A 25,855-nucleotide genomic window follows, 5' to 3' on the forward strand; every position below is an offset into this window, starting at 1 on the left:
TTGCCAAGTTCCCGTACAGCCTTTGCCACCCCATGACCACTGAATATCATAACCCCGTGATGCTGGCCGAATGCCTCGACGGGCTGGCCCTGAAACCCGGCGGCACCTACGTTGATGTCACGTTTGGGGGCGGTGGACACAGCCGGGCAATTCTGGCCGCCCTGGAGCCGGGGCCGCGTTCGGAGGGTAAATTATTGGCCTTCGACCAAGACCCCGATGCCCGCGCCAACGCCGCCGCCATTGACGACAAACGCCTGACATACATCGCGTCTAATTTCCGAAACCTGAAACGCTACCTGCGGCTTTACGGCGTGAAACAGGTAGACGGCATCCTGGCCGACCTGGGCATCTCATCACACCAGATCGACACACCGGAACGGGGGTTTTCTACACGGTTCGAGGCTGACCTGGACATGCGTATGAACCAACAGGGCGACCGCACGGCCCGGCAGGTGCTCAATACCTACTCAGAAACGGACCTGCACCGGATCTTTGGCATGTATGGCGAACTGACCAACGCCCGCACTGCCGCCGCCGCCATTGCCACCGCCCGCGCCAACGGCGAATTAAAGACAATCAACGACTTGAAAGATGCGTTAAAGCGCTGTGCACCAAGGGGTAAGGAGAATAAATACTTTGCCCAGGTGTTTCAGGCGCTGCGCATTGAAGTGAACGAAGAGCTAACGGCCCTGGAAGAATTTCTGACGCAGGTACCCGATGTATTGGCTCCCGGCGGGCGGCTGGTGGTGATGAGCTACCACTCGCTGGAAGACCGGCTGGTGAAAAATTTCATTGGCAAAGGCAAGTTTTCGGGCGAGGTAGAGAAAGACTTTTTCGGCAACGAAATCAAGCCCCTCCACGCCGTCACCCGCAAGCCCATCGAAGCCACCCCCGACGAAATTGCCCGCAACCCAAGGGCACGCAGCGCGAAACTGAGAATAGCAGAAAAGGGAGAATAATGGCTTATAACACCTTCAAATCACGGCCCCCGGTGCGGCCACCGCGGCGCAAGCGTAAACCATTGCGCATTGGCCTGTGGCTTAACGAAGTTATGGGTATCGACCGGCTGTTTGGTTCCGACAATGCCTGGCCCATTCGAAACATCAACCGTATTCTGTGGGTCACGATGCTGCTGGTGATCTACATTGGCCTGAACCACAACGCCGAACGCCTGGTCCGCCGCATCGACCGTGCCCGCACAGACGTAGACGAACTCCGGGCGCAGGCCACAACCACTAAAGCCGATCTGGCCCGTAGCAGCAAGCAGTCTGAAATCAGTAAACAAGTCTTCGCCGATAGCCTGTTCGACAGCCAAAGTCCACCACAAAAGTTAATTGTGAATGAGTAAATAAATGAACAATGTACAATGAATAATGTACAATGGCTTCGCGCTCAGCATGTTACGGAGGCGAAGCCATTGTACATTGTTCATTCCCTTCCCATGAACATCAAAGAAGAATTCTTGATCCGGTCGCGGCACGCGTTTTATTTTCTGATGCTGCTGGGTGTTGCCATCATTGGGCGGCTGGTATATATGCAGTACTTCGCCACGTTCAAAGGCAAGCACTGGAACGAACGCATTGAAGGGTTTCAGATTCGGCAGGACACTATCCGGGCCAAGCGCGGCGACATCTACGCCCGTGACGGCAACCTGTTGGCCACATCGCTGCCTACCTACGAAGTAGGCATTGACCCCCGCGTGGCCAAAGACGACTATTTCAACAGCAAAGTAGACACGCTGGGCATGAAACTGTCGGGCCTTTTCCGGGACAAATCGGGGCGCGAATATGCTAGTTTGTTACGGGCGGCGCGGCAAAGCAACCGGAAATACCTGTTGCTAAACCGCCGTCGGGTTACGTTTCAGGAGCGGCAGAAGATGCTGACGTGGCCTTTTTTCCGGGCTACCAAAAAACTCTCGGCGCGGGGCGGCGGGTTGCGGCCGTTCTACGAACGTTACCACCCCTACGGACAAATGGCCCTGCGCACGGTAGGCGATTTGAACCCCTTCACGCGGATGGGGCAAATGGGCCTCGAAGCCAGTTTCCAGCCCCAATTGGCCGGGAAAAACGCCGTGGGACTAGTTGAAGTGCTGGCCGGCGGCGTTAAAAAGCCTGTTGACGACGGTCCAGACATGAAGCCCGAACCAGGTCTGGATCTGTACACCACCCTCGACGTGAACTTCCAGGACATGGCCGAAACGTCGCTGAAAAAAGCCCTCGACAAGTACAATGCCGACAAAGGCTGCGTGATCGTAATGGAAGTACAAACTGGCGAAATCCGGGCCATTGCCAACCTGACGCGCAACACGGGCAACGGGCCGGTTTACGTCGAGAATTTCAACCACGCGCTGGCGGGCCGCACCGATCCGGGAAGCACCTTCAAACTGGCTACGATGATGGCTTTGCTGGAAGAAAAAGCCATTTGGCCCGAAAAACTGATCAATACCGGTGGCGGGTCGGTGCGGTATCGGGGTGTCGAGATTGTGGATGCCAAACGGGGTGGTGCCGGTACGATCACGGCGCAGCAGGTGTTCGAAAAATCGTCGAACGTAGGGATTCACCTCATGATGCAGAGCTACTTCTATTCGCGGCCCGATTTGTACTGCCAATACCTGCGTCAGTTTCGCCTCAACCAGCCCACGGGTATTCATATGAAAGGCGAGGCCCCGCCCGTGATGCGCAACCCCGACATGAAAGGCTGGAGCAAAACGTCGCTCACGTTTATGTCTTACGGCTACGAAATGCAGCTAACGCCCTTGCAAATGCTGACGTTCTACAACGCAGTGGCCAACGACGGGCACTGGGTACGTCCCCAACTGGTGAAGCAGGTGAAACTGGCGGGCGAGGTGGTCGAAGAAACCCCCGTTTACGTAGCGCCAACGCCCATTGCCAAGCCGGAGACCATTCGCAAGGTGCGCAACATGCTGGAGGGCGTAGTGGATCATGGTACGGCCAAAAACATCAAAAACCCGAACTACACCATTGCGGGCAAAACCGGTACGGCCCAGAAAATCTATAACGGGCAATATCAGCAGGGGCGGTACTACACCTCGTTTATCGGCTATTTTCCGGCCAACAAGCCCAAATACAGTATGATCACGATGATCGACAACCCCCACGGCGACAACGTCGATCTGCTCTATGCGGGTAGCGTGGCGGCCCCGGTCTTCAAAGAAATCGCCGACCGTATCTACGCCTACGACACCGACATCCACACGCCATTCCGGGCGCAGAAAGGTCCCTCGCGCCTCAGTCCCGCGCCCATGCTGGCCTCAGCGGGCTATGCCAACGACCTGCACACCATTGGTACCGAGCTAAACATCGACAGTGAACCGGCGGTGGAAGGTTGGGTGCGACGTAAACAAGGCGGCAACTGGCAAAGCATCGCCGTCCGCAAAGACCGTATCCCCGACGTGCGCGGCCTCTCTCTCCGCGATGCCCTCCCCCTGCTCGAAAACCGGGGCCTGCGCGTACAGGTAGAAGGCCGTGGCAAAGTCATGACCCAATCTATTGAACCAGGTACTACGGTGGCCACCAACAAACAGATTGCGCTGACGCTGGGATTGTAAATAGCGAGCTAATTTCTCCTATAATTGCCCCCTTTGTGTGAATTCTCAAGATGTTAAACCGACTTTGGCAACTTTTAAGAGAAATTTTCTCTTATGCCTCCACATAAGTCCATACAAATATGCTGATCCGCGTTTCCATCACCAACTTCAAATCCTTCAACGAAGAGACGGAATTCAACATGCTTGCCGCTTCCGACCAACGGCGGCATAAAGAACACGTTTATAGCCAACATGGGGTCGACCTGCTCAAAATGGCAGCTATTTATGGAGCTAACGGGGCTGGGAAGTCAAATTTGGTTAAGGCAGTTTCTCTAATTAGAGATGTTGTGGTGAGAGGCGGTAGAGAGATGCTTAGTGAAGTGGTGAGTTTTAAGTTAGGTACTGATAACAAAGATATACCTACAACAATTGAGATTGAATTTATTAAAAATAATCAAACATATATATATGGTTTATCTATAGACGAAAACTTAATCATTGAAGAGTGGTTGTATAAATCTGGATTAGGTATAAAAAACGACGAGTTATTATTTACCAGAAAAAAAATAGAAGACAGATTAGTAATTGATTTTCCTGATGAGTATCTTTCAACAGATGAAGAAAAATTTCGAGCGAAATTTTTTCAAGAAGAGCTCTTAAAAGACAATATGATTCTTTTAAAAGAGTTGTCATCATTGAAAGCAGGATTCGAAGAAATTAAGAAAGCTTACAGTTGGTTCAAGGAAAATCTTGTATTGTTGTCACCAAGGACAAGGTTAGCAACTGACGCGTTAGCTGCTAAACTTGATTCGTCAGCTTCGTACGTAAGATTTTCAAATGAACTGCTGAGCTCTTTCAGCACTGGTATACACAACATACGTATTACAAACGAAGATGTTGATGATACGTTTAAAGGAGAGGAAAGACAAAGGTTGATAGATGTCGTCAAACCGAGGTTTGATGAGGGTGAAAGTTTTGTCGCATTCTTCAATCATCAAGAATGGACAAGAGGTAATGAAGTTGTCATTATTCCTGAGGGTGATAAACTAATTATCAGAAATCATGTGAGCGAACATAGGAATTTGAAAGGTGATATAGTGGACTTTTCGTTAGATGAAGAATCTGACGGAACAAATAGACTCTTAGACTTTATTCCGGCATTCTATGCTGCTATACACGCGCAGAATGTAATTCTAATCGATGAAATTGACCAGAGTATTCATCCTACGCTACTGAAGAAGTTGGTTCGAAAGTTTGCTGACGACCCAACCACAAAAGGGCAACTTATATTTACCACACATGAATCGAATCTATTAGATCAAGACATTTTCCGGCGTGACGAAATTTGGTTTGCGGAAAAGCATGAGGGCGCGACTAAACTATATCCGTTGAGTGATTTCGATATTCGGTTTGATCTGGATATTCGGAAAGGGTACTTGAATGGTCGATTTGGGGCCATTCCGTTCCTGGGTAATTTGGCTGACCTCAACTGGGATCAATATGCCGAAGCTTAATCGGGCTTACAAGAAAGGCGGTGCTCACCGCGATGCCCGCTTATTTGTCATTGTGGCTGAGGGTGAACGAGAAGACGAATACTTCACTCACTTCAACTCGTTAAGCCAACGCATCCGTGTATTGCCTATACCCCGTGAAGAGGGTGCATCTGCTCCTAAGCACTTCATATCACGGCTACAGGCAGCCGTAAAGAGTGGTGATTATGATCCTGACGACAGTGATCAAATCTGGTTTGTATGCGATACTGACAGATGGAGAGGGCAGCTTGGCGAGCTGATTGCGAATTGTAAGCAACATCCCAATTGGCAGGCAGCAATTAGTAATCCGTGCTTTGAGGTATGGCTGCATTACCATTCGGGGCCTGTAAACGCTCAAAAGGTTAGTTGCAGCCATTTGAAGACTACATTAGCGCAATCTAGCCTAGGTGAATTTTCGCCCAAACAATACTGCGCAACTATTGAGGATGCCATACGCTATGCAGAACAGGCCGACCTCACGCCCCAGAGTGAAATGCCAATAACGATGCAAACCAAGTTGTACAAATTGGCAAAAGAAATGCGTCAGTTCCTGTGAGAAGCCGACGCATTTATTAGTGCACAATTACGAGTAGGCTATGCCGCGAGTTCCAGGGCCAGAAACTTGCCGGTGTGGCTACCTTTGGCTTTGGCGACTTTTTCGGGGGTGCCTTCGGCGATGATGAAGCCGCCTTTGTTGCCGCCTTCCGGGCCGAGGTCAATGACGTAGTCGGAGACTTTGATTACGTCGAGGTTGTGCTCGATTACCAGCACCGTGTTGCCTTTGTCGACGAGCTTATTGAGTACCCCCAGCAGCAAGGCAATGTCCTGGAAATGAAGGCCTGTGGTGGGTTCGTCCAGGATGTATAGCGTCTTGCCGGTGTCTTTTTTCGATAGCTCTTCGGCGAGTTTCACGCGCTGGGCTTCACCGCCTGACAGCGTTGTGGCGTGCTGGCCGAGGGTGATATAGCCCAAACCTACGTCGTTGAGTGTCTGCACTTTACGCAGAATGCGCGGTTGGCTGGCAAAGAAATCTAAGGCCTGCTCCACGGTCATGTCGAGCACGTCGGCGATGGATTTGCCTTTGAAACGGACTTCCAACGTTTCGCGGTTGAAGCGTTTACCTTTGCAGGTCTCGCAGGGTACGTGCACGTCAGGCAGGAACTCCATCTCGATCTTTTTCATGCCCGCGCCCTCGCAGTCTTCGCAGCGGCCACCCTTCACGTTGAATGAGAATCTTCCCGGCTTGTAGCCCCGGATTTTGGCCTCGGCCAGTTCGGCGAAGAGGGTGCGGATCTCGGAAAACATGCCTGTATACGTGGCCGGGTTCGAACGGGGCGTACGGCCAATGGGCGATTGGTCTACCTCAATCACTTTGTCAACATGCTCCAGGCCCTCCACGGTTTTGTAGGGCATCGGTTCGCGCTTCGACTTGTAGAAATGCTGATTCAGGATCGGGAAGAGCGTATCATGCACGAGTGATGACTTCCCACTCCCCGACACGCCCGTGATGCTCACCATACGGCCCAGGGGCAGTTTCAACGTCACGTTTTTGAGCGTATTGCCCGTGGCCCCTTTGATCATCAGGAACTTACCGCTGCCTTTGCGCCGCTCATTGGGCACACGGATGCCCTGCCGCCCGCTGAGGTAATCGGCGGTGGTGCCGCCCCGACTGATGAACTCGGTGGGGGTGCCGTAGCCAACCACCTGCCCGCCATGCCGCCCCGCGCCAGGACCAATATCGAGCAAGTAATCCGACTCCAGCATCATGTCTTTGTCGTGTTCCACCACCAGCACGGTGTTGCCCAGATCGCGCAGGTTCTTCAGCGATTCGATTAGCTTCACGTTGTCGCGTTGATGAAGGCCAATGCTCGGTTCGTCCATAATGTACAGAACACCAACGAGTTGCGTACCAATCTGCGTGGCCAGCCGGATGCGCTGTGCCTCGCCGCCCGACAAGGTTTTCAACGACCGGTCGAGTGTGAGGTAATCCAGGCCGATATTGACCATAAAGCCAATACGCTTACGGATCTCTTTTAAAATCTCCTTGCCAATCGTGTTCTGCCGGTCGGTCATGCGGCTTTCCAGGCCCACAAACCAGTCGGCCAGTTCCGAAATATCCATCCGGGCCAGTTCGGCGATGTTCTTTTCAGCAATCTTGAAGAAGAGCGACTCCTTCTTTAAGCGAAATCCATTGCATTCGGGGCAGGGGTTGATCACCAGAAAGTCGCGCAGCCAGTCCTGAATCTTGTCGGAACCGTTTTCCTGCTGCTGTTTCAGAAAGTTGATAATGCCCTGAAACTTAAAGTTGTAGTAGTCCGTGCCGGGGTGTTTTTTCGACGGAACGGCCGCTTCTTCTTCTGTGCCATGCATGAGCACGTGGAGCAGTTCGGGGGGATACTTACTCACCGGTGTGGTCAGGTTCATCTTGTACTTTTTCAGGATGACCTCTACTTCCTTGAAAAACCACAGTTCGCGGTATTCGCCCAGCGGCGCGATGGCTCCCCGGCTCACACTCAGCGACTTATCGGGAATAACCGAATCTTCAGTAATCTCTTCCACCACACCTAAACCCTGACAGTTAGGACACCAACCATAGGGTGAGTTGAACGAAAAAGAGTTGGGCGACGGTTCATCGTAGCTGATGCCCGACTCCGGGTCCATCAGGTTTTGCGAGAAATAGTGCAGCTTATCTTTCGCGTCGAGCACCTGAATGGCCCCCTTCCCCTGCTTCAACGCCGTGGCCACCGACTGACTCAACCGAAACCGGTCTTCCACGCTGGGCACCAGCCGATCAATCACGATCTCGATGTCGTGGACCTTGTAGCGATCCAGTTGCATTTTGGGCACGATGTCCTGCACCTCGCCGTCAACGCGTACTTTAGTATAGCCGAGCTTGGCAATCTGCACAAACTGCTCGCGGTAGTGGCCCTTCCGACCGCGCACCACGGGGGCCAGAATAGTGGTTTTCTTGCCCAGATTCTGCTCAAGCAGCGTATCCACGATCTGGTCTTGCGACTGCCGCACCATTTTTCGACCCGTCACGTACGAATACGCCTCACCCGCACGGGCGTAGAGCAGCCGCAGAAAGTCGAAGATTTCGGTCGTAGTGCCGACGGTCGAGCGTGGATTCTTCGAGGTCGTTTTCTGCTCAATGGAGATCACCGGGCTTAGGCCGTTGATCTTATCGACGTCAGGGCGTTCCATATCGCCCAGGAAGGAGCGGGCGTAGGCCGAAAAGCTCTCCATGTAGCGCCGCTGACCCTCGGCATAGATCGTGTCGAAAGCCAGTGACGATTTCCCTGATCCGCTGATGCCGGTAACGACCACCAGCTTGTTGCGGGGAATGGAAACGTCGATGTTTTTGAGGTTATGCTCGCGGGCACCGAGCACGTCAATCTGCTCAAAACCCGTCAATTGCACGTCGGTGAGGGTTGCGCTTTTGGGCTGGGCCACTGGCTGCGCTACTTCCTCACTTGTCATAGTTTGTTGTTCCTGCGTCACGTGTTGCTGGTTGGCCCCAAAACGGTAGGGCTATTCTTAAGATCAACACTGGTGCGGCAGGGGGAGTTTCCGGCAAATTGGATTTGGCAGAGGGAGTGGTTGACGATTAGAGGGAGTGATTGATAAGGTTAGTAATGGCTTCGCACTATAGGCTTCGCGCCGGGGGGCCTTCGACTAGGCCGGTCCGCGGCGCGAAGCCTACAGCGCGAAGCCATTACTAGCTTTATACACTCCCCACCTCAACACCCGGCGCGATTTTCTTGACGAGGCCCTGCAACACTTTGCCGGGTCCGCATTCGGTGAAGGTCGTGGCCCCGTCGGTAGTCATGGCCAGTACGGATTGGGTCCAGCGGACAGGAGCGGTGAGTTGGGCAATCAAGTTGGCTTTGATTGTGGCTACGTCGGTGGCTGGCTGGGCGTTCACGTTTTGGTAAATGGGGCAGTGCGGGGCCTGGAAGGGGGTGTTCTCGATAGCCTGGGCCAAATCTGCGCGGGCGGGTTCCATCAGGGGTGAGTGAAATGCACCACCCACGGGCAGGGGCAGGGCGCGTTTGGCACCGGCTTCTTTCAGCCGTTCGCAGGCCACGCGGATGCCTTCGTTGCTTCCCGAAATCACCACCTGACCGGGGCAGTTGTAGTTGGCAGGTACCACCACCTCGCCCGTTTCGGCGACCACTTCAGCACAAATACGCTCAATCATGTCGTCGGCTAGACCCAGGATAGCGGCCATCGTGGAGGGGTTTAGCTCGCAGGCGCGTTGCATGGCGTCGGCGCGTTGAGCCACCAGTCGCAGACCGTCGGCGAAAGATAAAGCACCGGCAGCTACCAGGGCCGAAAACTCACCCAGCGAATGGCCCGCCACCATGTTAGGGGCAAAATTATCCGTAGTCATGGCCAAGGCGACCGAGTGCAGAAAAATGGCGGGCTGCGTGACGTTGGTTTGTTTCAGCTCGTCGTCGGTGCCGGTAAACATGATGTTGGTGAGGCTGAAACCCAGGATCTGGTCGGCCTCGTCCATAAGGGCTTTCGCCACCGGCGATGATTCGTACAGGTCGTGGCCCATGCCCTTGAACTGGGAACCCTGGCCGGGGAAGATGAATGCGGTCATTTGAAGGGGGTTCAACGTCTAAAGTCTACTGTCTAAAGTTGCCCGCACCCTGGCCCGTGTCCCCACGGGCCTACTCAGGCGTAAGCAACGAGCTACCTCCAGCGGCGTAGGCCCGTGGGGACACGGGCCAGGGTGCGGGCAACTTTAGACAGTAGACTTTAAACGTTGAACATTAACGTAGTTTAAGTGTCGCCAAGGTCATGACGGCCAGGATGATGCCGATGATCCAGAAGCGGGTCACGATTTTGGCTTCGTGGTAGCCTTTCTTTTGAAAGTGGTGGTGTAGCGGCGACATCAGCAAAATGCGCCTGCCTTCGCCGTACTTCTTTTTAGTGTATTTGAAATAGCTCACCTGCATAATCACCGACACCAGTTCGGCCAGAAAAAGGCCACACATGACCGGAATAAGCAATTCTTTCCTGATAGATAGTGCCAGTACGGCAATCACGCCGCCGAGCATCAGGCTACCCGTGTCACCCATGAACACCTGCGCGGGGAAGGAGTTGTACCACAGAAAACCGACGCAGGCCCCCACAAACGCGGCGCAGAAAATTACGATCTCTGCCGAGTTGGGAATGAACATGATGTTCAGATAATCAGCAAAGCGGGCGTTGGACGACAGGTAGGCCAGTACCCCCAGCGTGAGGCCAATAATGACTGACGTACCCGCCGCCAACCCGTCGATGCCGTCGGTGATGTTGGCCCCGTTGGATACCGCCGTGATGATGAAAATGCACACCAGCGTGTACACAATCCAGGTATAATCGGGGGGAAGCAGGCCGAACAGGAGCCAGCTGTAATCGAAGTTGTTGTCTTTGATGAACGGAATGGTCGAGACCGTCGAGTGAATATCCTGGTAATGAGTCAGTTGGCGCACAACGGCCCCGGCGGCGGGCTTGTCATATACCCTGATTTTCACGTAGTTATTAAACGATAACGTCAGGCCCACAATAAGGCCCAACCCCACCTGCCCCACCACTTTGAACTTACCCTGAAGGCCTTCTTTGTTCTTTTTGAAGACCTTGATATAGTCGTCCAGGAAACCGATGAGGCAGGTCCACACCGCCGAAACGAGCAGCAGAATGATGTAGACGTTGGAGAGCTTGGCAAACAACAACACCGGAATCAGCAGCGACGCGATAATGATAAACCCGCCCATGGTGGGCGTACCCCGCTTCTGCATCTGCCCTTCCAGCCCCAAATCTCGGATCGACTCGCCGATTTGTAAACTCCGTAGCTTGTCGATGATGCGCCGCCCGAAAATAGCCGCAATCATGAGCGACAGCACTACGGCACCCAACGCCCGGAACGAAATATATTGGAACACCCGTGCGCCGGGAAAATCAAACGCCCGGTCGAGGTACTGAAAGAGGTAATAGAGCATAGAGCCAAAGTTAGCGGTTTTGGAAGGCTTCGCGAAGTTCAACCCGGTCGTCGAAGTTGTGTTTCGTGCCCTGGATGTCCTGATAGGTTTCGTGGCCTTTGCCCGCCACCAGAACAATGTCATAGGGTTTGGCCAGGGCCACGGCAGCGCGAATAGCCTCGCGGCGGTCTTCGATGGTGCGCGTTTTCCGGGCGTTCACCGGCGACACGCCCGCCTGCATTTGTTCCAGAATGGCCATTGGGTCTTCAAAACGCGGGTTGTCAGACGTTAAGATGACGCGGTCGCTGAGCTTGGTGGCAATCTGCGCCATAATGGGCCGTTTGGTCGCGTCGCGGTTGCCGCCGCAGCCTACCACCGTGATGATCTGGGGGAAATAGCCCTCCTCGTTGTTCTGACGAAGGTTCTGGATGGTTTCCAGCACGTTCTGCAGCGCGTCGGGCGTGTGGGCATAGTCGACAATACCAACAATCTTATCGTCGGAAATGACCTGCTCGAACCGGCCCGACGGGGGCGTCACGGCCGAAAGCTGGGTCAGAATTTCCTCCTCATCTTCGCCAAGCAGCACGGCCGTGCCGTAGACCGCCAGCAGGTTGTAGGCGTTGAACCGGCCGATGAGTTTGAACCATACCTGCCGGTCGTCGATGGTCATTTCCAGCCCGAACAGCCCGTCGGCGAGGACCTTGCCTTTGAACGTGCCCGCAGTGGATGCTGACAGCGTTTGTAGCGAATAACTTTCCTTTCGGGCCAGCGTGTTTTGCAGCATCACCGCCCCGCGCTTGTCGTCGGCGTTGGTGAGAGCGAAGGCCGAGCGCGGCAGCTGATCGAAAAAGCCTTTTTTGGCCTTGATGTAGTTGTCGAATGTGCCGTGGAAATCGAGGTGGTCGTGGGTGATGTTGGTGAAAATGCCACCCGCAAAGTGCAATCCGGCAATGCGTTCCTGCACTACGGCGTGCGAGCTTACCTCCATAAACACGTGCGTACAACCCGCCTGCGCCATTTTCAGCAGCAGTTCGTTCGCCGAAATCGCGTCGGGGGTGGTGTGCGTGGCGGGCAACACGGTCTCGTCGATCTGGTTTTGCACCGTCGAGAGCAGGCCGCAGCGGTAGCCCAGCCCGCGAAACAGCCGGAATAGCAGCGTGGCCACGGAAGTCTTGCCGTTGGTGCCCGTTACGCCCACGAGCTTGATTTTTTTGGATGGATGGCCATAGAAATTGGCCGCCACAAACCCCATGGCCCGGGGCGCGTTGGCCACTTGCACAAGCGTGACGTCGGCGGGCATTTCGGCGGGCATTTCTTCACACAAAATAGCCGTAGCACCTTGGGAAGTGGCTTTTTGGATGAATGAATGACCATCAACCACCGTGCCGCGCACAGCAATAAACAAGCTGCCCGGTGCCACCTGCCGCGAGTCCATGGTGAGGTGCGTAACCTCGGCGTTCATGCTGCCTGCCGTAGCCAGCAGGGGTACTTTATAGAGTAAATCAGATAGGAGCATACCAATGCAACGCGCAAACGCCCGTTTTGTGAGCTAAGCTCGATGGTGCAAAAAAACGCGACCGCCGCCGCTTTCGCTAATCGCTTAATAGGAAGAAGGGTTTTTTGACAGGATTATCAGGATTTCAGGATGAATAGGATTTTTCCTTTTACTTCAACTATTTGCTGTACAGCAAAGGAAAAATCCTGTTCATCCTGAAATCCTGATAATCCTGTCAAAAAACCCTTCTTCTCAATATTTTGCCGTGATTGTGACTGTTTTTCTGGAGAAGTGGATGGACTTGTCGTTGGCGGCAATGGCCCAGCCGACGCGGTAGGTGCCGGGGCGGAGGAAGAAGTTGTTCACGTCGGCCTGAACACCCAAAACGGGGCGGCGGAGCCAGAAAGCGGGACGATAAAACGGTGTATTTGAGGGAATTAAGTACGTCTCGGTGTCAGACTGCAACACAGCAAACGCTTGCCGAACGGCCCCCGATGGTCCCGGTGTTTCGAGGTGATAGGTGTCGCCATTGCGGGTAATGCGCGTAGCCACGGTGTCCAGCACCACCGGGTAATCGGCCACGGGGTTGTCGGGGTATTTGTAGTAGCCCCCGGCCACGGCTCCCGTCATGGCGTTGTGAATGGGGGCTTCCAGATTGCCGCCCCGTTCGCCACCTAGGCCAATGCCCGTATGCTGCTGATTATAACCCCAGGCCCGCAAAAATTCGCTGCGGTTGGCCAGTTCGGGCAGGTGCCAGAAGTACGATTTTGCCCAAAGCAGCACCGCCAGCGTCAGGCCAATTTGCCTCCAGCGGGGGCGAAGCTGAATGTTAAGCGTCTGTAAACCATTGAGATAGACAACACATAGCAGCAACGCCGGGTAGAGCATGTAATTGCTGATCAGGATCACATTATACCCGTACCGAATGCGGAACATGCCCACCACGGCGGCGTTGGTGAGCAGAAGGATGTAGATGCCAATAAAAAAATTGTCGCGAATGGCATTGGGCAGTTGGGGTACCAGCGTCAGGATTTTCTTCTGAAATGGCCACCGCATCTGGCTCAAAAACCAGGCGATAAGCGCAAATAGAATAATGCCCGCAATGGTCGGGCCGATGCCGCGCAGTAGAAACGGCGCAAACGGCAGCACGTCGAACGACCCACCCGCGAACGAAAATACGCTTACGATCACCAGCCAGGGTTGGGTCAGGAACAGCTTTTGGCTCGTGGTGCCCTGCGAATAGGTGTAGCCGTAGCGGTAAATAAAGACGGCCACCGCGCAGAGCACCGCCCAGGCCGCGAGCCTCCGGTAATGGCCCTGCCGCCACAAAATGACCGCCCCCGCCAGCCAGCCAAAAAGCGTGTTGCTCATAGACAGCGACGCCAGCACCTGCAAAAAAGACGCGCCTGCAAACCGATTTCGACCACCTTTGGCCAGATTGTACATGACCAAAAACGACAAAAACGTGCCCCCCTGATGTTGCAGGCCCGTTAATGCCCAGGTGGAGGTCAGGAAAAATTGGGGCTGCAACAGAAAGAATGGTACCGGCACAAACGACCAGACCGGCAATTGCATAGACCGAAAAATGCGGTAGAGAATAACCAGCGTACCGTACATGAATAGATTGGCGATGATGATCATCAGCCGGAAGTTCATGTGGCCCGTGACGTAGTAGGTAAGCAACGCCACCAGTTTTGCCAGCAAAATGCGGTGTTCATTACTGGGCTTAAGCAGCCAGTAGACCTTGTCGCTCAGCGTGTTAGCCTTGAAATATTCCTGGATAAAGGCCACAAACATCTCCACGTCGTCGTACCAGGGTATGTTTTCGGCATAGGCCAGAATAACCCAGGTGTGCAACGCTACGGGCAGCAACAACAGCAGGTAGGGCAAAAACGGGTAACGAAGTGAGAGAGAAGGGGCGGGGGCACTCATCGTAAATGACTATAAGTTCGGTAGATACGGTACAGTTCATACCACATGCGAAACACGTAGGTTGAGCTAATGCGCGAGTCGTCCTGTTCGATCCATTCCTGGAGCGGTTGTTCCAATAACCGCCCCTCAATAGTAGCGCGACCGTATTGGCCAATCAGCCGGGCAATCAACTCCACGTCGAACAGCCACGGGCTAATGAACGGTTCGGCAAAGACGGGGGCGGTAGCTTCACGGCGCATAAGTTTGGCCCCGCATTGGGTGTCATACACCGGCAAACGCAAAATTGTACTAATGGTAGTGGCAATGACCCGCCCTACGTAATGCCGAAATGCACTGCGCTGAATGTTCACCCCCAGGTGCTTAATCCGCGACCCCATCACAAACACACAGTCGGGGTGTTTGTCCAGCACGGCCTGCAGGTCGTCGATGGCCGCCAGGGGGGTGGCCAGGTCGGCATCGAAATAGCCGGTATAGTCGAAATGGCCCGCGCCGCAGTGGTTCATTCCTGCCCGCACGGCCCCGGCTTTCCCCTGATTCTGAGGTAGATCGAGCACATGAATCTGGGCTGGATTACGTTGTTGTAAGGCCGATAGAACGGTCAGGGTCTGATCGCGGCTGCCGTCGTTAACGAAGCAAAACGTAACGTGCGGGTGGGTGCCAAGGTAGGTCAGAAAAGCCTCGCCGGGCAGGCGTTCGGCTTCATTATAACACGGCACAACAATGCAAACGGTGGTCATGGACGGGCGGGTGTGGGTCGAATTGACGGGTCAATAATAATCACTTTATGCCCATAATAGCCCGCCTGACACTTGTTCCACCAGTGGGTGGGGTCGGTGCGGATGTCTTCCATGAATAAACTGGTGGGGTAAACGCTTAGCGGGGCCAGCCGTAGCGTGTCGGCCCGCGACTGACTCAGGAGTTGCTGCCGGGCCGTCAGTTCGCGGTCATACTGCGCGGCATCGCCCCGGAGTATGTCGGCATAGAGGCGGCGCATAGGCAGGCTGCGCACGGTGCTGATGCCAATCCAAAGCAGGGTTAGCACTAGCAGCCAAAGGGGCGGCCTGGTGGTGCCAAAGCGGGCAAACCGGGGCAGTTGGGTGGTAAGAACAAACAGCCAACCCCACAGAAAAACCGCGTAGGTGACGTTGATTGCCCTGTTTGTGAGGTTTTGGGTAGCGTAGTAAGATGGAAACACCGTGGCCAGCAGCAGCCCAAACAAGACCAGCAGGCCGTACCAGAGTGGTACCCCAAATAGCTTGCTCACGCGGGCATCAGCGTCGGTCCGCTTGGCCACTAACCCCGCCCCCAGCATGATCCAAAGCGCCGACAGGGGCAGCACCGGCGTTTGCAAAAACCAGCGCGGAAGGGTCAGCGCCAGCCACCGCAGCGACTGTACCATGCCCCCCACCAGATCACCATTGGCCGCGCCTCCCTGCATGCGGACGGCGTTGCCCGGTGCCCGAAACACCAGCCAGCCCGATACCAGCGCCACGCCAAGTTGCAGCAAAAGCTGTTTATCTACCTGCCTGTTTTTGACAAGACGATACACCAGAATGGCCAGCAGTAGGCTGATAATGAGCAGCATATGTGTTTCGCCGCAGCCCACGATCAGGAACACCAGCACACTGGCCCAAACGCCCGTGAGGGTGCGTAGTGTACTTGGCGGCTGGGTTTGCCAGCGCAGCAACACCGCCCCCCAATACATCATCAGGGCCGTGGGTACCGTGTAGACCGCCGCCGAAGCCGTCCAGATAAAGGCTTCGGCCAGGTTGGGCAGGATCAGGATGTAAAGAAAAAACAGCAGGCCGGTCAGGTACAATTGGGTACGGCTGCGGGTAGGAGCGGGGCTGCCCAGGCGGTTGAGCCATTCGCCCAGGAGGGTATAGGCCGCCAGCACCCAGCCAATGGCCAGCAGGGCCGGAATAAACTTGAACCCCGCATACCAGCCCCAAACCAACGGCGTACCGTGAACAATGAAATTGGAGAAGTAACGACCCGTCCAGCCGTCGTAGTAATACTGTTGTGCCTGCCAGAACCCGTAACGAACGGCCGTGTCGGCAAAACAATAATCGTCGGCAGCCGAGGGGTGATTGTAGTATGACAAAACGAGAATGGGCACGAAAACGGCCAGAAACAGCCCCGTTGTGGTAATAGGCAGCAAAAAGCGATGTAGTACTGATTGTTTCATGAATGGACGAGGCTGAGCAGCACAACTCAATTTGTGATCCCCGGCTCTTCTCGCATGGTTTGTTTACTCAAAAATGGGTATGCCAGCACAGCCAGCAGGATCACCAGCGTACCCAGGTAAAAGCCGCCGGTCATGCGTTCGCGGTCGTTGAAAATGAGGACGGCCAGCAAAATGCCATAAACCGGCTCTAAGTTCACGGTTAAAATGGCCATGTAGGGTGAAAATTTGCGTAAAAGGCCTACCCCAGCCGTATAAGCATAGACCGTGCAGACAAACGCCAGCACCAACAGCCACAGCCATTGCGCAGGCCGCTGTGGCAACAGCGTTTCGGGCGACGGATGTACCAGCGCTACATACACTGCTCCCAACACCGCCGAGGTCAGAAAGGCCCCCAGCATCTCCTGCCGGGCAATCACCAGCGAGGCGTAGCGTTGGGTAAAGCGGCTGTTGATGATCGTGAACAGGGCCGCCAGCATGGCCGAAAACACCGCCACCACCAGCCCGGCCACCTTGTCGAACTCGAACCTGAAGATGAGGTACAGGCCAAACATGACCACCGCACCCATCACAATCTCAAGGCCTTTCACCCGCCGCTTCAGCAGTACCGGTTCCAGCACCGACGCCCATAGCGAGCTGGTAGCCATGCCCGCCAGACAAACCGACGCGTTGGCTAGCCGGGCCGCCCAGAAAAACGCCAGCCAGTGCACGGCAATGATGCCCCCCGTAGCCAGCAGTTTCCAATTATCAGTCGGCGTGGGGTTGGCCGCTAGCGGGGTAGCGGGGCGGAAGTATAGTACCGCCCAAAGCCCCAGCGTCGCCAGTCCTGTGCGGAGTACCACCAGCGCAGGTGCACCCAGCGGCTCCAGCAATAGCCCCAAAATGGCCGTGAAGCCCCAAATGAGCACAATGAAGTGCAGGTGCAAATAATCGCGGAAGGTGGGGTTGGGCATGGAGCGTAGGGCAGAGGGCGTAGGGCAGAAGGCATGGAGTGTAGGGCTTAGGGCGAAGAAGATGGTAACCAAGCTTAAATGCTCTATGGCCTATGCTCTAAACCCCCTGCCCTAAGCTCTTCGCTCCTTCATCGTGGTATCGTATTGTACAAAAATACGCCGATGCCTGCGAAAATAAGGTTCGGGAGCCAGACCGCCAGCACGGGGTCCATGGCACCGGAGTCGGCCACGCCCTTGGCCAGCATGTAGAAGAGAATATAAACGAAGGCCAGAATAAAGCCCAGCGCCACCTGCCAGCCCACATCCCGGCGGCTTTTCCGGGCCGACATAATCACCCCAATCACCGTGAGAATAATGATGGCGAAGGGCCGGGTTTGGCGGGTGTACTTTTCGAGCAGATACGTCTCCACACCGTCGGCACCGCGGCTCTGAATCAGGCTGATATAGGCGTCGAGTTCGGGCTTGGTGAGGGTTTCAAACAGGCTGAAATCAGAGTCGAAATCAGACGGTTTCAGGTTCAGCGTCGAATCGATTCGGGAGCCGGGCGTAAGCGTTTCGTGCTGTTGCGCGTCGAACTTACGGACCTGGTAATCGTAGATGGCCCACTTGCCTTTTTTGGTGTCCCACTCAATCCGGTCGGCAGAGAGCTTCTGTTTCAATTCGTTGCCTTTTACCTCTTCCAGCGTGAACTTATAGCCGGTGTTGTTCAGGTTGTTATAGCTTTCCAGATAGGCGTAAATGTTGGGCGCGATCTTGATGTGCGTATTCCGACCTGTGAACGTGTAGGCATCTTTGGTATATTTCAACTCGAACCCAATGCGCGTTTTGTTGGCCACCGGAATAAGGTAATTCACCATGTAGTAACTGAGCAGGGCCAGGATCGCCGCGCCCATGACGTAGGGTACCAGCAGCCGGATAAAACTGACCCCACTGCTCAGAATGGCAATAATCTCGGTCCGTGATGCCAACTGAGAGGTCATAAACACCGTGGCAATAAACACCATCAGCGGGCTGATCATGTTGGCCCAGTGCGGAATAAAATTGAGGTAGTAGTCAATGAAAATGGCGTGGGCGGGGGCATTGTGCTTCCGAAAATCGTCCACTTTTTCGGTGTAATCCACCACGCAAACAATGAGCACAATCAGCAACACTACAAAAAAGTAGGTCTGCAAAAAGCGCTTTAAAATGTACCAGTCCAGAATCTTCATAAGCAGATAAAACGGTCGTACCAGGCCTGCGACATTATGGCTGCGGCATCATGCCTTCGTAGGGCCTACCAGCAGGTTTCTGGCTACGTCGTAACTAACAAATAACGTTTGTCCGGGCGGTATTGTCACCCGCATCGACCGGTCGAAGGGGCTGATTTCAGAAACATTAACAGTGCAGCCCAGCACCAGCCCGCTGCGGTCAAGGTGTTGCAGAAACGCCGCCGAGTGGTCGAGTACACCCAGCAAACAGGCCGATTCGTTGGGTAGCAGATCGGCCATTTTCTGCGACGGGGCAGCAGGCATGTGGCCCGCCGGGGTCGGGATAGGGTCGCCGTGGGGGTCGAACTGCGGGTTACCCAAAAAGCTGTCGAGGCGTTCCACCAGCTCGTCAGACCGGATATGTTCCAGCTCTTCGGCCATCTCGTGTACCTGATCCCAGCCAAAACCGAGCTTATCGACCAGAAACACTTCCCAAAGCCGATGCCGCCGGATGATAGTCAACGCCAGCCGTTCGCCTTCATCCGTAAGCCGTACACCCTGATACTTTCGGTAATGCACCAACTGCTTGTCGGCCAGGCGCTTAAGCATGTCTGTTACCGACGCCGCCCGCGTGGCTGTTACCTCGGCCAAGGCGTTGGTGCTCACCTCATCAGCCCCCCGACTAACCAGCGCGTAGATCAGCTTGAGGTAATTTTCTTCGGTAAATGAATGCGTCGACATAACAGCGGACCATTTTTTTGGCCGTTTGTGAATAGTCCGTGAACAGAACGAACGCAAATGTAGTTGTTTGATTAGCAAAAATAAATTTTTAGATTAGACTAAAAAAAGTTCAAGGTCTAATGTCTAAGGTCTAACGTTGCTTTGCGCATTACACGCTGAGCGCGAAGCAACGTTAAACCTTAGGCATTAGACCTTGAACTTCACCCTTGTAATGACTTGGCGAGACGAGAGCTATACCGAATCACTTTCTGAGGTGCATGCTAGCGTGCGGGTACCAGCGTCGGGCAATTTTTTTCGTACGCTGAAAGCCTACCTCGGTCCTGGGCTGATGGTGGCGGTGGGCTATATGGACCCCGGCAATTGGGCTACCGACATTGCCGGGGGGGCGCAGTTTGGCTACAAGCTGCTGTCGGTAGTGCTGATTTCCAACCTGTTTGCTATGCTCTTGCAGCACCTCTCGCTGAAACTGGGCATAGCTACGGGGCGCGATTTGGCACAAGCCTGTCGGGCGCACTACAGCCGCCCGGTAGCCATTGGCCTCTGGGTCCTGGCCGAAATTGCCATTGCCGCCTGCGATTTGGCCGAAGTTATCGGCGCGGCCATTGCCCTCAACCTGCTCTTTGGCCTGCCGCTAACGGTGGGCATTCTCATCACCGCCGTTGACGTGTTGCTGTTGCTTTGGCTTCAGAACAAAGGCTTCCGGGTTATCGAGATCATCGTGGCGGGGCTGATCTTCGTGATCCTGGCCTGTTTCGCCTACGAACTTATTGCCTCGCGCCCCGACGTGCGGGCAGTGATGGGTGGCCTGCTGCCGCGCCCAGAGGTGGTAACCAACCCCAAAATGCTCTACATTGCCATTGGTATTTTGGGGGCCACGGTCATGCCCCATAACCTCTATCTGCACTCCAGCATTGTACAAACCCGTGATTTTCCCCGGACCGACGAAGGCCGCACAGAAGCCATTAAATTCGCTACTATAGATTCTACGGGGTCGCTGTTTCTGGCGTTTTTCATCAACGGAGCCATTCTGGTACTGTCGGCGGCGGCGTTTCACTTTTCGGGCAACCAAACCGTGGCCGACATTACCGATGCTCACCGCCTGCTCGACCCGCTGCTGGGTGTGAAACTGGCGAGTGTGCTCTTTGCCGTGGCCTTGCTGGCATCGGGCCAAAACAGTACGCTCACAGGCACGTTGGCGGGACAAATCGTGATGGAGGGCTTTCTGAATATCCGGTTCAAGCCGTGGGTGCGTCGGCTGGTTACCCGGCTCATTGCCATTGTGCCTGCCCTGGTGGTGGCCTTTATCTACGGTGAACATGGCACGTCTGAACTACTGGTACTAAGTCAGGTAGTACTCTCGTTACAACTTAGCTTTGCGGTGGTGCCACTGGTCATGTTCACTAATGACCCTCTAAAGATGGGCCGCTTTGTTAATCCAGGCTGGGTTAAGGTGCTGGCCTGGGTTGTGGCTGGCTTAATTATCGGCTTAAATGGGTACTTACTAGTCGAATCATTAATTGGCTAGTTGATACCCTGTGGAAGATTTATTAAGTGGTAGGCGGTTGTAACTGATTGGTACGCTAGTTGCGGTTTATTTAGGTTTTGGAAACGTAGCCCATCGCCAATATTACCTTTATGTTAAAGACGGCCACTAGAATCACCCTTTTTCTTCTGTTAACCAGTCTGCTACAATCAGCCACCGCGCAGGTAATACTTTCGCCCGGCGCCATGGTTAATATGGCGGGTAAGCAGCGATTTTTGTCGCAACGAATGGGTAAAGATTACATGTTTAAACTCATCGGAAAGCAGACCGAAGTGGCCAGTCGGGAGTTGCAGGCGTCCATCGTTTTGTTTGAAGAAAACTTGAAAGCCCTGAAACTCACGATACCCAAGAGTACGTCGGCGCTGCTGGCCAAAGAAGAGTCGTTGTGGAATGACTACCGACGGCTACTATTAGCCGAACCGTCCCGGGAAAATGGACAGATAGTGCTTAACACCAACTCGCTGTTGTTGGCGGCGGCCAATGATGTAGTAGTTGATTTGGTAAAATGGGTTGCCGCACAACCCCGTCGAGAGAACGAAACAGGGACATCGTCTGAGCTTATCACTGAAAACATTAATCAATCGGGGCGGATACGGATGCTGTCACAACGGCTGACGTTCTATTACGGAGCCTACATAGCCGGATTGAACACCCCCAACAATGATATGGTAAAGCAACTGCAACAGATAACTGCGGGCATTCAGGTATGTATGAACGCTCTTGTGACGTCAGAAGCCAACACCGTGGATATTGATGATGCCGTCTCGGCGGCTATTCTGGATTGGCGCCCTATTGAGGAGCGTTGCACAAAAAATAACTGTCTGTCTTTCGAAGGAAAATTGATAGATTCTGGCGAGGTATTCCAGATTACCAACCGCATGCTGAATAAGATGGATAAAATTACCGCCATGTATGCCAAGCTACTCGAATAATCAGTTTTTAGCCTTGCGAACGTATTTTTATGTGGTACTGAGTGTACTTGGTGGCCTGGGTGCTCAGGCACAGAGCAATCCTAAATTAAGCAGAATGCCCCGTGTTCAAATCGAGCAGGAGGGGTTTGCAATAGGGTTTTCCGATACGTTGAAATCGGGTGGTAAACCATTCTGGTTTGAAGCATCGGCTATTCTATACGACGGTAAATCGATACTGGTAGCGCATGATAAACCCATGCCCGACGGCCGGTCGTCTATAGGGTTTTGGCCTGGTATTCGGGAAATGATGCTCAACCCACCCGCCTACTTCACCGACGACGTATTTAAGCGGGGTATTAAATATGAAGAACTAGCTCAAACGCCTGACCGGAAGTGGGTTTTTGCCACTACCGCCTTCGACCGTGTGAAAGAGGGAAGTACCGATTGGGATGGCTATAACCTGCTGCTCTGCTGGCCAGCCGGCAAGCCATCTAAGGCGCAGGTGTTGGGTAACGCTCAGGCCTTCACCACAGAAGGCACGTCAGTCTCATTGCGCGATAAGCTATCGTCGGCTCTGGCGCTGGAGGATCTTACATTCCTGGGTCTTGTTCGGTATTTTAAGATTGAGGGCCTAACCGCCACAGCCAGCCAACTGTATGTGGGCATTCGGGAGGAAGGCAATAGCTTTCAGGACTTTAAATCGGTAGTGCGCATATTAACCATTCCATATACGGTGGTAGGGCGGGGCGACAAGCAGCATATCGAGCTAACCGGCAATTTTACACCGATGGCCACCATCAAGGTAGATGCACAGAGCGACGAGAAACTGCCCGCCAATTTGGGTTTGTCAAGCCTGAAGTATGATCCGTCCCGAGACATATTCTGGATCATAACCTCTCATGAGTCAAGCACTAATGTTGGGTCCTACCTTTGGACCGCCACTGAAGCTGAGTTGACAGCGGGGAAAATGAACATAGTCCGGCTTCCCAACAATGAACCACTGCGGATGACCCACAAAGCAGAAGACATGACGTTTCTAAACCCCCGGACAGTACTCCTGATTAATGACGACGACCGCCTCCCCACGAAGATGTATAATAGTGTACGTAAGCCAAACCAGGCCGCTTATCTGGTTTTGACGGTGCAATAGGCCGCTTAGCTTAGAGAGAAAGCGCCTGTCGTAATGTGCTGTCGGCGGGCGTGTTATGATTCCAGTAATCTGACTGGATTGTTTTTCGGAGCATGGCGCGTGAGGTCAATACTTTCTCTTTCGACGTATAAGTCTCTTCCCAACCCACTATCTTATGGGGAAAAGCCGTCTCGAAAATAAGGGTCAGCTTTCGGCCCGGCGTGGACTTGCCATCGTCTTTGTAATCAAGGATATATGCCTTGCAGGGACCAACCGAAACACCGGGGATATGGGTGTTTGTCCAAGCCACGCCCTGCGCCGAATCGAGGGTGGCCGTTGCCGGAATAGACTCCAGTTTTTTATGACGCAGGCGTGCCGACTGTGTGCCTGGAATCAAGTGCACATCGCCGGTAGGTAACTTGCCGGGATCCAGCCTGATGCGGTTCCATAGTTCGTCTTCCAGCATGGCTTTCTCGACTGTGTAATCCTCAGTAACTTCCTGCTCAAAATAAGACCGCCCACTCACCTGGTAGGCATTGTCTTTGTAGTTTACCTGCACATAGCTATGCCCGCACCACTCCTGCCCCGATGTGCTGACTTTTAACGTGTTAGGAAACTTGGGTGAGCCAATGGGTGTAAACACCGACGTAAACAGCGAGTAGTCGTAGATCCCCGTAACAAACCGTCGTATGTAGTTGGTTTTCAGTACCGGAACAGATACCCCCCGGCTTGCTTCCGACTCTGCTTTCACCTGCTTATCGACCCGGAAATCTTCGGTTACAAAAACCAGCACGGCCTCGCCGGTATGCATGGCCCCGTATTGCGCTTGTTCGAGTTGATAGGTATTCAACTCGGCTTTCCCCCCGAACCAGTAAGCCCGGAACGCTTCTGTCGTGGCGGGCGAGGGAGTTGGCGGTGCTACCGGTTCGCGCTGATAGACTGTGGCTTTCATAGCCACGGCCAGTAACACGGCCATGACCATGATGATAAACAGAAAATTGCGTTGAATGAACATGGCTTCGTAGCGATTGATTAAACCGCAATATCTTGCATCCAATTGACATAACACACTCATCGCCATGCGCCGCCTTCGCAGACTCCTCACCACCGCCCTCATTGTACATTGTACATTATGTGTTGTAAACTCCTTAAAAGCACAGGTCGAAAAAGCGCCGGTGCGAAAAGCAGGCGAAGGTGGCGGACCGTATGACCAGCTCATTATCAGGGGTGTAACGCTCATAAACAGCACCGGCGCGCCGCCCATTGGCCCGGTCGATATTGTGGTAGAGAAAAACCGCATTGCCCAGATTAGGCAGGTAGGTTACCCCGGCGTACCCATCGACCCCAAAAGTCGCCCGCAGGCTACGGTGGGTACGCAGGAATTGAACTGCGAGGGTATGTACCTTATGCCAGGCTTCATAGATATGCACGGTCATATTGGCGGGAAAGACCAGGGTGCCAACGCCGAATATGTATTCAAGCTCTGGTTGGGTCACGGCATCACCACTATCCGCGACCCGTCGGCGGGAAATGGGCTGGATTGGGTGCTGGAACACCGTGCCAAAAGCGACCGCAACGAGATTGTGGCCCCGCGTATCAAAGCTTACACGGTTTTCGGCCAAGGCAGCAAAGACCCTATTACCACGCCTGAACAAGCCCGCACCTGGGTGCGTCTGAATGCTCAAAAAGGCGCCGACGGCATCAAGTTTTTCGGGGCTGAACCGGGTGTATTTCGGGCGGCACTGGACGAAAACAAGAAGCTGGGTCTGCGCTCAGCCTGTCACCATGCGCAACTGGAAGTGGCCCGGATGAACGCCCTGGCCACCGCCAAAGCCGGTTTGACCACCATGGAACACTGGTATGGTCTGCCCGAAAGTCTCTTTGACGACCGTACCGTACAGGACTACCCCGCCACCTACAACTACAACAACGAGCAGGACCGGTTCACCGAAGCGGGCAACCTTTGGCAGCAGGCCGCCAAGCCCGGCACCGACCGCTGGAACAAAGTAATGGACGAACTGATTGCCCTCGATTTCACCCTCGACCCCACGTTTAACATCTACGAAGCCAACCGCGAGCTGATGCTGGCCCGCCGCGCCGAATGGCACGACGATTATACTCTGCCCAGCCTGTGGCGGTTCTACGGCCCAAGCCGCATCTCGCACGGGTCGTACTGGCATGAGTGGGGCACCGAGCAGGAGGTAGCCTGGAAAAAGAACTACCAGCTCTGGATGCAGTTTATCAACGAATACAAAAACCGGGGTGGCCGCGTCACCACCGGGTCCGATTCGGGATTCATCTACCAGCTCTACGGCTTTGCCTATATCCGCGAGCTGGAACTACTCCGCGAGGCTGGTTTTCACCCGCTGGAAGTTATCCGGGCCGCCACTATCAAAGGCGCCGAAGCCCTCGGCATGGCCGACCAGATCGGCTCTGTAGAAGTAGGTAAACTGGCTGATTTTGTGATCGTTAAAGAAAACCCGCTGGCCAACCTAAAGACGCTCTACGGCACCGGGGCTATTCACCTAAACGAGAAAAACGAAGTAGAGCGGGTGGGCGGCGTGACCTACACCGTGAAAGATGGCGTGGTCTACGACGCCAAAAAACTCCTCGCCGACGTGAGGGCGCTGGTAGCCGAAGCCAAAAAGAAAGAAAACTTCGAGATCACCCAACCCGGTGTGCCCATGAAACCCGCGAAAGTAGGGGAGGGGAAGAATTAATGTACATT

The 25,855-nt window shown here is 54.2% G+C and carries 20 protein-coding genes; 9 read left to right on the top strand and 11 right to left on the bottom strand.

Annotated elements, in window-relative coordinates; all coding sequences use genetic code 11:
* Nucleotides 1–32 precede the first annotated feature (32 nt).
* The 5 genes from rsmH (at nt 33) to J2I48_RS16920 (ending at nt 5,635) form a co-directional block, all read left to right on the top strand.
* Nucleotides 33–959, top strand: coding sequence for a 16S rRNA (cytosine(1402)-N(4))-methyltransferase RsmH (gene rsmH, locus J2I48_RS16900; RefSeq protein WP_207336657.1), 927 nt, complete (start codon nt 33–35; stop codon nt 957–959).
* Nucleotides 959–1,348 carry an FtsL-like putative cell division protein gene (locus J2I48_RS16905; protein ID WP_207336658.1) on the top strand — a complete coding sequence of 130 codons (390 nt, stop codon included), beginning with the start codon at nt 959–961 and terminating at the stop codon, nt 1,346–1,348. Before rsmH ends, J2I48_RS16905 begins: the two co-directional genes overlap by 1 nt.
* A gap of 93 nt (nt 1,349–1,441) precedes the next feature.
* Complete coding sequence (locus J2I48_RS16910) at nt 1,442–3,568, top strand: PASTA domain-containing penicillin-binding protein (RefSeq protein WP_207336659.1); 2,127 nt, start codon at nt 1,442–1,444, stop codon at nt 3,566–3,568.
* A 119-nt stretch (nt 3,569–3,687) separates the two neighbouring features.
* Nucleotides 3,688–5,061, top strand: a complete 1,374-nt coding sequence (locus J2I48_RS16915) for an AAA family ATPase (RefSeq protein WP_207336660.1) — start codon at nt 3,688–3,690, stop codon at nt 5,059–5,061.
* Nucleotides 5,048–5,635 carry an RloB family protein gene (locus J2I48_RS16920; RefSeq protein WP_207336661.1) on the top strand — a complete coding sequence of 196 codons (588 nt, stop codon included), beginning with the start codon at nt 5,048–5,050 and terminating at the stop codon, nt 5,633–5,635. The genes J2I48_RS16915 and J2I48_RS16920 overlap by 14 nt, the downstream gene beginning before the upstream one ends.
* Before the next feature lie 38 nt (nt 5,636–5,673).
* Here J2I48_RS16920 and uvrA read toward each other — a convergent pair whose 3' ends face one another.
* The 10 genes from uvrA to J2I48_RS16970 form a co-directional block, all read right to left on the bottom strand.
* The gene (gene uvrA / locus J2I48_RS16925; protein ID WP_207336662.1) at nt 5,674–8,559 is read right to left on the bottom strand and encodes an excinuclease ABC subunit UvrA; all 2,886 of its coding nucleotides are present in this window, start codon (nt 8,557–8,559) and stop codon (nt 5,674–5,676) included.
* Nucleotides 8,560–8,803: 244 nt separating this feature from the next.
* Nucleotides 8,804–9,688 carry an ACP S-malonyltransferase gene (gene fabD, locus J2I48_RS16930; protein ID WP_207336663.1) on the bottom strand — a complete coding sequence of 295 codons (885 nt, stop codon included), beginning with the start codon at nt 9,686–9,688 and terminating at the stop codon, nt 8,804–8,806.
* Nucleotides 9,689–9,860: 172 nt separating this feature from the next.
* A complete protein-coding gene (gene mraY, locus J2I48_RS16935) occupies nt 9,861–11,072 on the bottom strand; it encodes a phospho-N-acetylmuramoyl-pentapeptide-transferase (protein WP_207336664.1) in 1,212 nt (403 codons plus the stop codon).
* Between the two features lie 10 nt (nt 11,073–11,082).
* On the bottom strand, nt 11,083–12,567 hold the full coding sequence (locus tag J2I48_RS16940; protein ID WP_207336665.1) for a UDP-N-acetylmuramoyl-L-alanyl-D-glutamate--2,6-diaminopimelate ligase: 1,485 nt from the start codon (nt 12,565–12,567) through the stop codon (nt 11,083–11,085).
* 231 nt (nt 12,568–12,798) lie between these two features.
* Nucleotides 12,799–14,478: a hypothetical protein gene (locus J2I48_RS16945; protein ID WP_207336666.1), complete on the bottom strand. Its 1,680-nt coding sequence runs from the start codon at nt 14,476–14,478 to the stop codon at nt 12,799–12,801.
* Nucleotides 14,475–15,215 (bottom strand): glycosyltransferase, encoded by a 741-nt coding sequence (locus J2I48_RS16950; RefSeq protein ID WP_207336667.1) that lies wholly within the window; start codon nt 15,213–15,215, stop codon nt 14,475–14,477. The genes J2I48_RS16945 and J2I48_RS16950 overlap by 4 nt, the downstream gene beginning before the upstream one ends.
* Entirely contained in the window at nt 15,212–16,666 is a 1,455-nt protein-coding gene (locus tag J2I48_RS16955) for a DUF6056 family protein (RefSeq protein ID WP_207336668.1), read from the bottom strand. Before J2I48_RS16955 ends, J2I48_RS16950 begins: the two co-directional genes overlap by 4 nt.
* A gap of 26 nt (nt 16,667–16,692) precedes the next feature.
* Nucleotides 16,693–17,616 (bottom strand): DMT family transporter, encoded by a 924-nt coding sequence (locus J2I48_RS16960; RefSeq protein WP_207336669.1) that lies wholly within the window; start codon nt 17,614–17,616, stop codon nt 16,693–16,695.
* Nucleotides 17,617–17,744: 128 nt separating this feature from the next.
* Nucleotides 17,745–18,824 carry an LptF/LptG family permease gene (locus tag J2I48_RS16965; protein WP_207336670.1) on the bottom strand — a complete coding sequence of 360 codons (1,080 nt, stop codon included), beginning with the start codon at nt 18,822–18,824 and terminating at the stop codon, nt 17,745–17,747.
* A 48-nt stretch (nt 18,825–18,872) separates the two neighbouring features.
* Nucleotides 18,873–19,544 carry a metal-dependent transcriptional regulator gene (locus J2I48_RS16970; RefSeq protein ID WP_207336671.1) on the bottom strand — a complete coding sequence of 224 codons (672 nt, stop codon included), beginning with the start codon at nt 19,542–19,544 and terminating at the stop codon, nt 18,873–18,875.
* A 211-nt stretch (nt 19,545–19,755) separates the two neighbouring features.
* On the opposite strand from J2I48_RS16970, the gene J2I48_RS16975 reads away from it, so the two are divergent.
* The 3 genes from J2I48_RS16975 to J2I48_RS16985 all read left to right on the top strand — a co-directional run bounded on the left by J2I48_RS16975 (nt 19,756) and on the right by J2I48_RS16985 (nt 23,148).
* A complete protein-coding gene (locus J2I48_RS16975) occupies nt 19,756–21,069 on the top strand; it encodes an Nramp family divalent metal transporter (protein WP_207336672.1) in 1,314 nt (437 codons plus the stop codon).
* Between the two features lie 110 nt (nt 21,070–21,179).
* Entirely contained in the window at nt 21,180–22,019 is an 840-nt protein-coding gene (locus J2I48_RS16980; RefSeq protein ID WP_207336673.1) for a type IV pili methyl-accepting chemotaxis transducer N-terminal domain-containing protein, read from the top strand.
* Between the two features lie 94 nt (nt 22,020–22,113).
* Complete coding sequence (locus J2I48_RS16985) at nt 22,114–23,148, top strand: hypothetical protein (RefSeq protein ID WP_207336674.1); 1,035 nt, start codon at nt 22,114–22,116, stop codon at nt 23,146–23,148.
* A 10-nt stretch (nt 23,149–23,158) separates the two neighbouring features.
* On the opposite strand, the gene J2I48_RS16990 is transcribed toward J2I48_RS16985, so the two are convergent.
* Complete coding sequence (locus J2I48_RS16990) at nt 23,159–24,142, bottom strand: hypothetical protein (protein WP_207336675.1); 984 nt, start codon at nt 24,140–24,142, stop codon at nt 23,159–23,161.
* Between the two features lie 64 nt (nt 24,143–24,206).
* On the opposite strand from J2I48_RS16990, the gene J2I48_RS16995 reads away from it, so the two are divergent.
* Nucleotides 24,207–25,847 carry an amidohydrolase family protein gene (locus tag J2I48_RS16995; protein ID WP_207336676.1) on the top strand — a complete coding sequence of 547 codons (1,641 nt, stop codon included), beginning with the start codon at nt 24,207–24,209 and terminating at the stop codon, nt 25,845–25,847.
* Nucleotides 25,848–25,855 lie beyond the last annotated feature (8 nt).

Origin of the sequence: Fibrella aquatilis, assembly GCF_017353255.1 — a bacterium.
Taxonomy (GTDB): Bacteria; Bacteroidota; Bacteroidia; order Cytophagales; family Spirosomataceae; genus Fibrella; species Fibrella aquatilis.

What these genes read in the sequence shown, in the direction of transcription:
- rsmH (WP_207336657.1), top strand. Translation starts at nt 33, where the DNA reads ATGACCACTGAATATCATAACCCCGTGATGCTGGCCGAATGCCTCGAC.
- J2I48_RS16905 (WP_207336658.1), top strand. Translation starts at nt 959, where the DNA reads ATGGCTTATAACACCTTCAAATCACGGCCCCCGGTGCGGCCACCGCGG.
- J2I48_RS16910 (WP_207336659.1), top strand. Translation starts at nt 1,442, where the DNA reads ATGAACATCAAAGAAGAATTCTTGATCCGGTCGCGGCACGCGTTTTAT.
- J2I48_RS16915 (WP_207336660.1), top strand. Translation starts at nt 3,688, where the DNA reads ATGCTGATCCGCGTTTCCATCACCAACTTCAAATCCTTCAACGAAGAG.
- J2I48_RS16920 (WP_207336661.1), top strand. Translation starts at nt 5,048, where the DNA reads ATGCCGAAGCTTAATCGGGCTTACAAGAAAGGCGGTGCTCACCGCGAT.
- uvrA (WP_207336662.1), bottom strand. Translation starts at nt 8,559, where the DNA reads ATGACAAGTGAGGAAGTAGCGCAGCCAGTGGCCCAGCCCAAAAGCGCA.
- fabD (WP_207336663.1), bottom strand. Translation starts at nt 9,688, where the DNA reads ATGACCGCATTCATCTTCCCCGGCCAGGGTTCCCAGTTCAAGGGCATG.
- mraY (WP_207336664.1), bottom strand. Translation starts at nt 11,072, where the DNA reads ATGCTCTATTACCTCTTTCAGTACCTCGACCGGGCGTTTGATTTTCCC.
- J2I48_RS16940 (WP_207336665.1), bottom strand. Translation starts at nt 12,567, where the DNA reads ATGCTCCTATCTGATTTACTCTATAAAGTACCCCTGCTGGCTACGGCA.
- J2I48_RS16945 (WP_207336666.1), bottom strand. Translation starts at nt 14,478, where the DNA reads ATGAGTGCCCCCGCCCCTTCTCTCTCACTTCGTTACCCGTTTTTGCCC.
- J2I48_RS16950 (WP_207336667.1), bottom strand. Translation starts at nt 15,215, where the DNA reads ATGACCACCGTTTGCATTGTTGTGCCGTGTTATAATGAAGCCGAACGC.
- J2I48_RS16955 (WP_207336668.1), bottom strand. Translation starts at nt 16,666, where the DNA reads ATGAAACAATCAGTACTACATCGCTTTTTGCTGCCTATTACCACAACG.
- J2I48_RS16960 (WP_207336669.1), bottom strand. Translation starts at nt 17,616, where the DNA reads ATGCCCAACCCCACCTTCCGCGATTATTTGCACCTGCACTTCATTGTG.
- J2I48_RS16965 (WP_207336670.1), bottom strand. Translation starts at nt 18,824, where the DNA reads ATGAAGATTCTGGACTGGTACATTTTAAAGCGCTTTTTGCAGACCTAC.
- J2I48_RS16970 (WP_207336671.1), bottom strand. Translation starts at nt 19,544, where the DNA reads ATGTCGACGCATTCATTTACCGAAGAAAATTACCTCAAGCTGATCTAC.
- J2I48_RS16975 (WP_207336672.1), top strand. Translation starts at nt 19,756, where the DNA reads ATGACTTGGCGAGACGAGAGCTATACCGAATCACTTTCTGAGGTGCAT.
- J2I48_RS16980 (WP_207336673.1), top strand. Translation starts at nt 21,180, where the DNA reads ATGTTAAAGACGGCCACTAGAATCACCCTTTTTCTTCTGTTAACCAGT.
- J2I48_RS16985 (WP_207336674.1), top strand. Translation starts at nt 22,114, where the DNA reads ATGCCCCGTGTTCAAATCGAGCAGGAGGGGTTTGCAATAGGGTTTTCC.
- J2I48_RS16990 (WP_207336675.1), bottom strand. Translation starts at nt 24,142, where the DNA reads ATGTTCATTCAACGCAATTTTCTGTTTATCATCATGGTCATGGCCGTG.
- J2I48_RS16995 (WP_207336676.1), top strand. Translation starts at nt 24,207, where the DNA reads ATGCGCCGCCTTCGCAGACTCCTCACCACCGCCCTCATTGTACATTGT.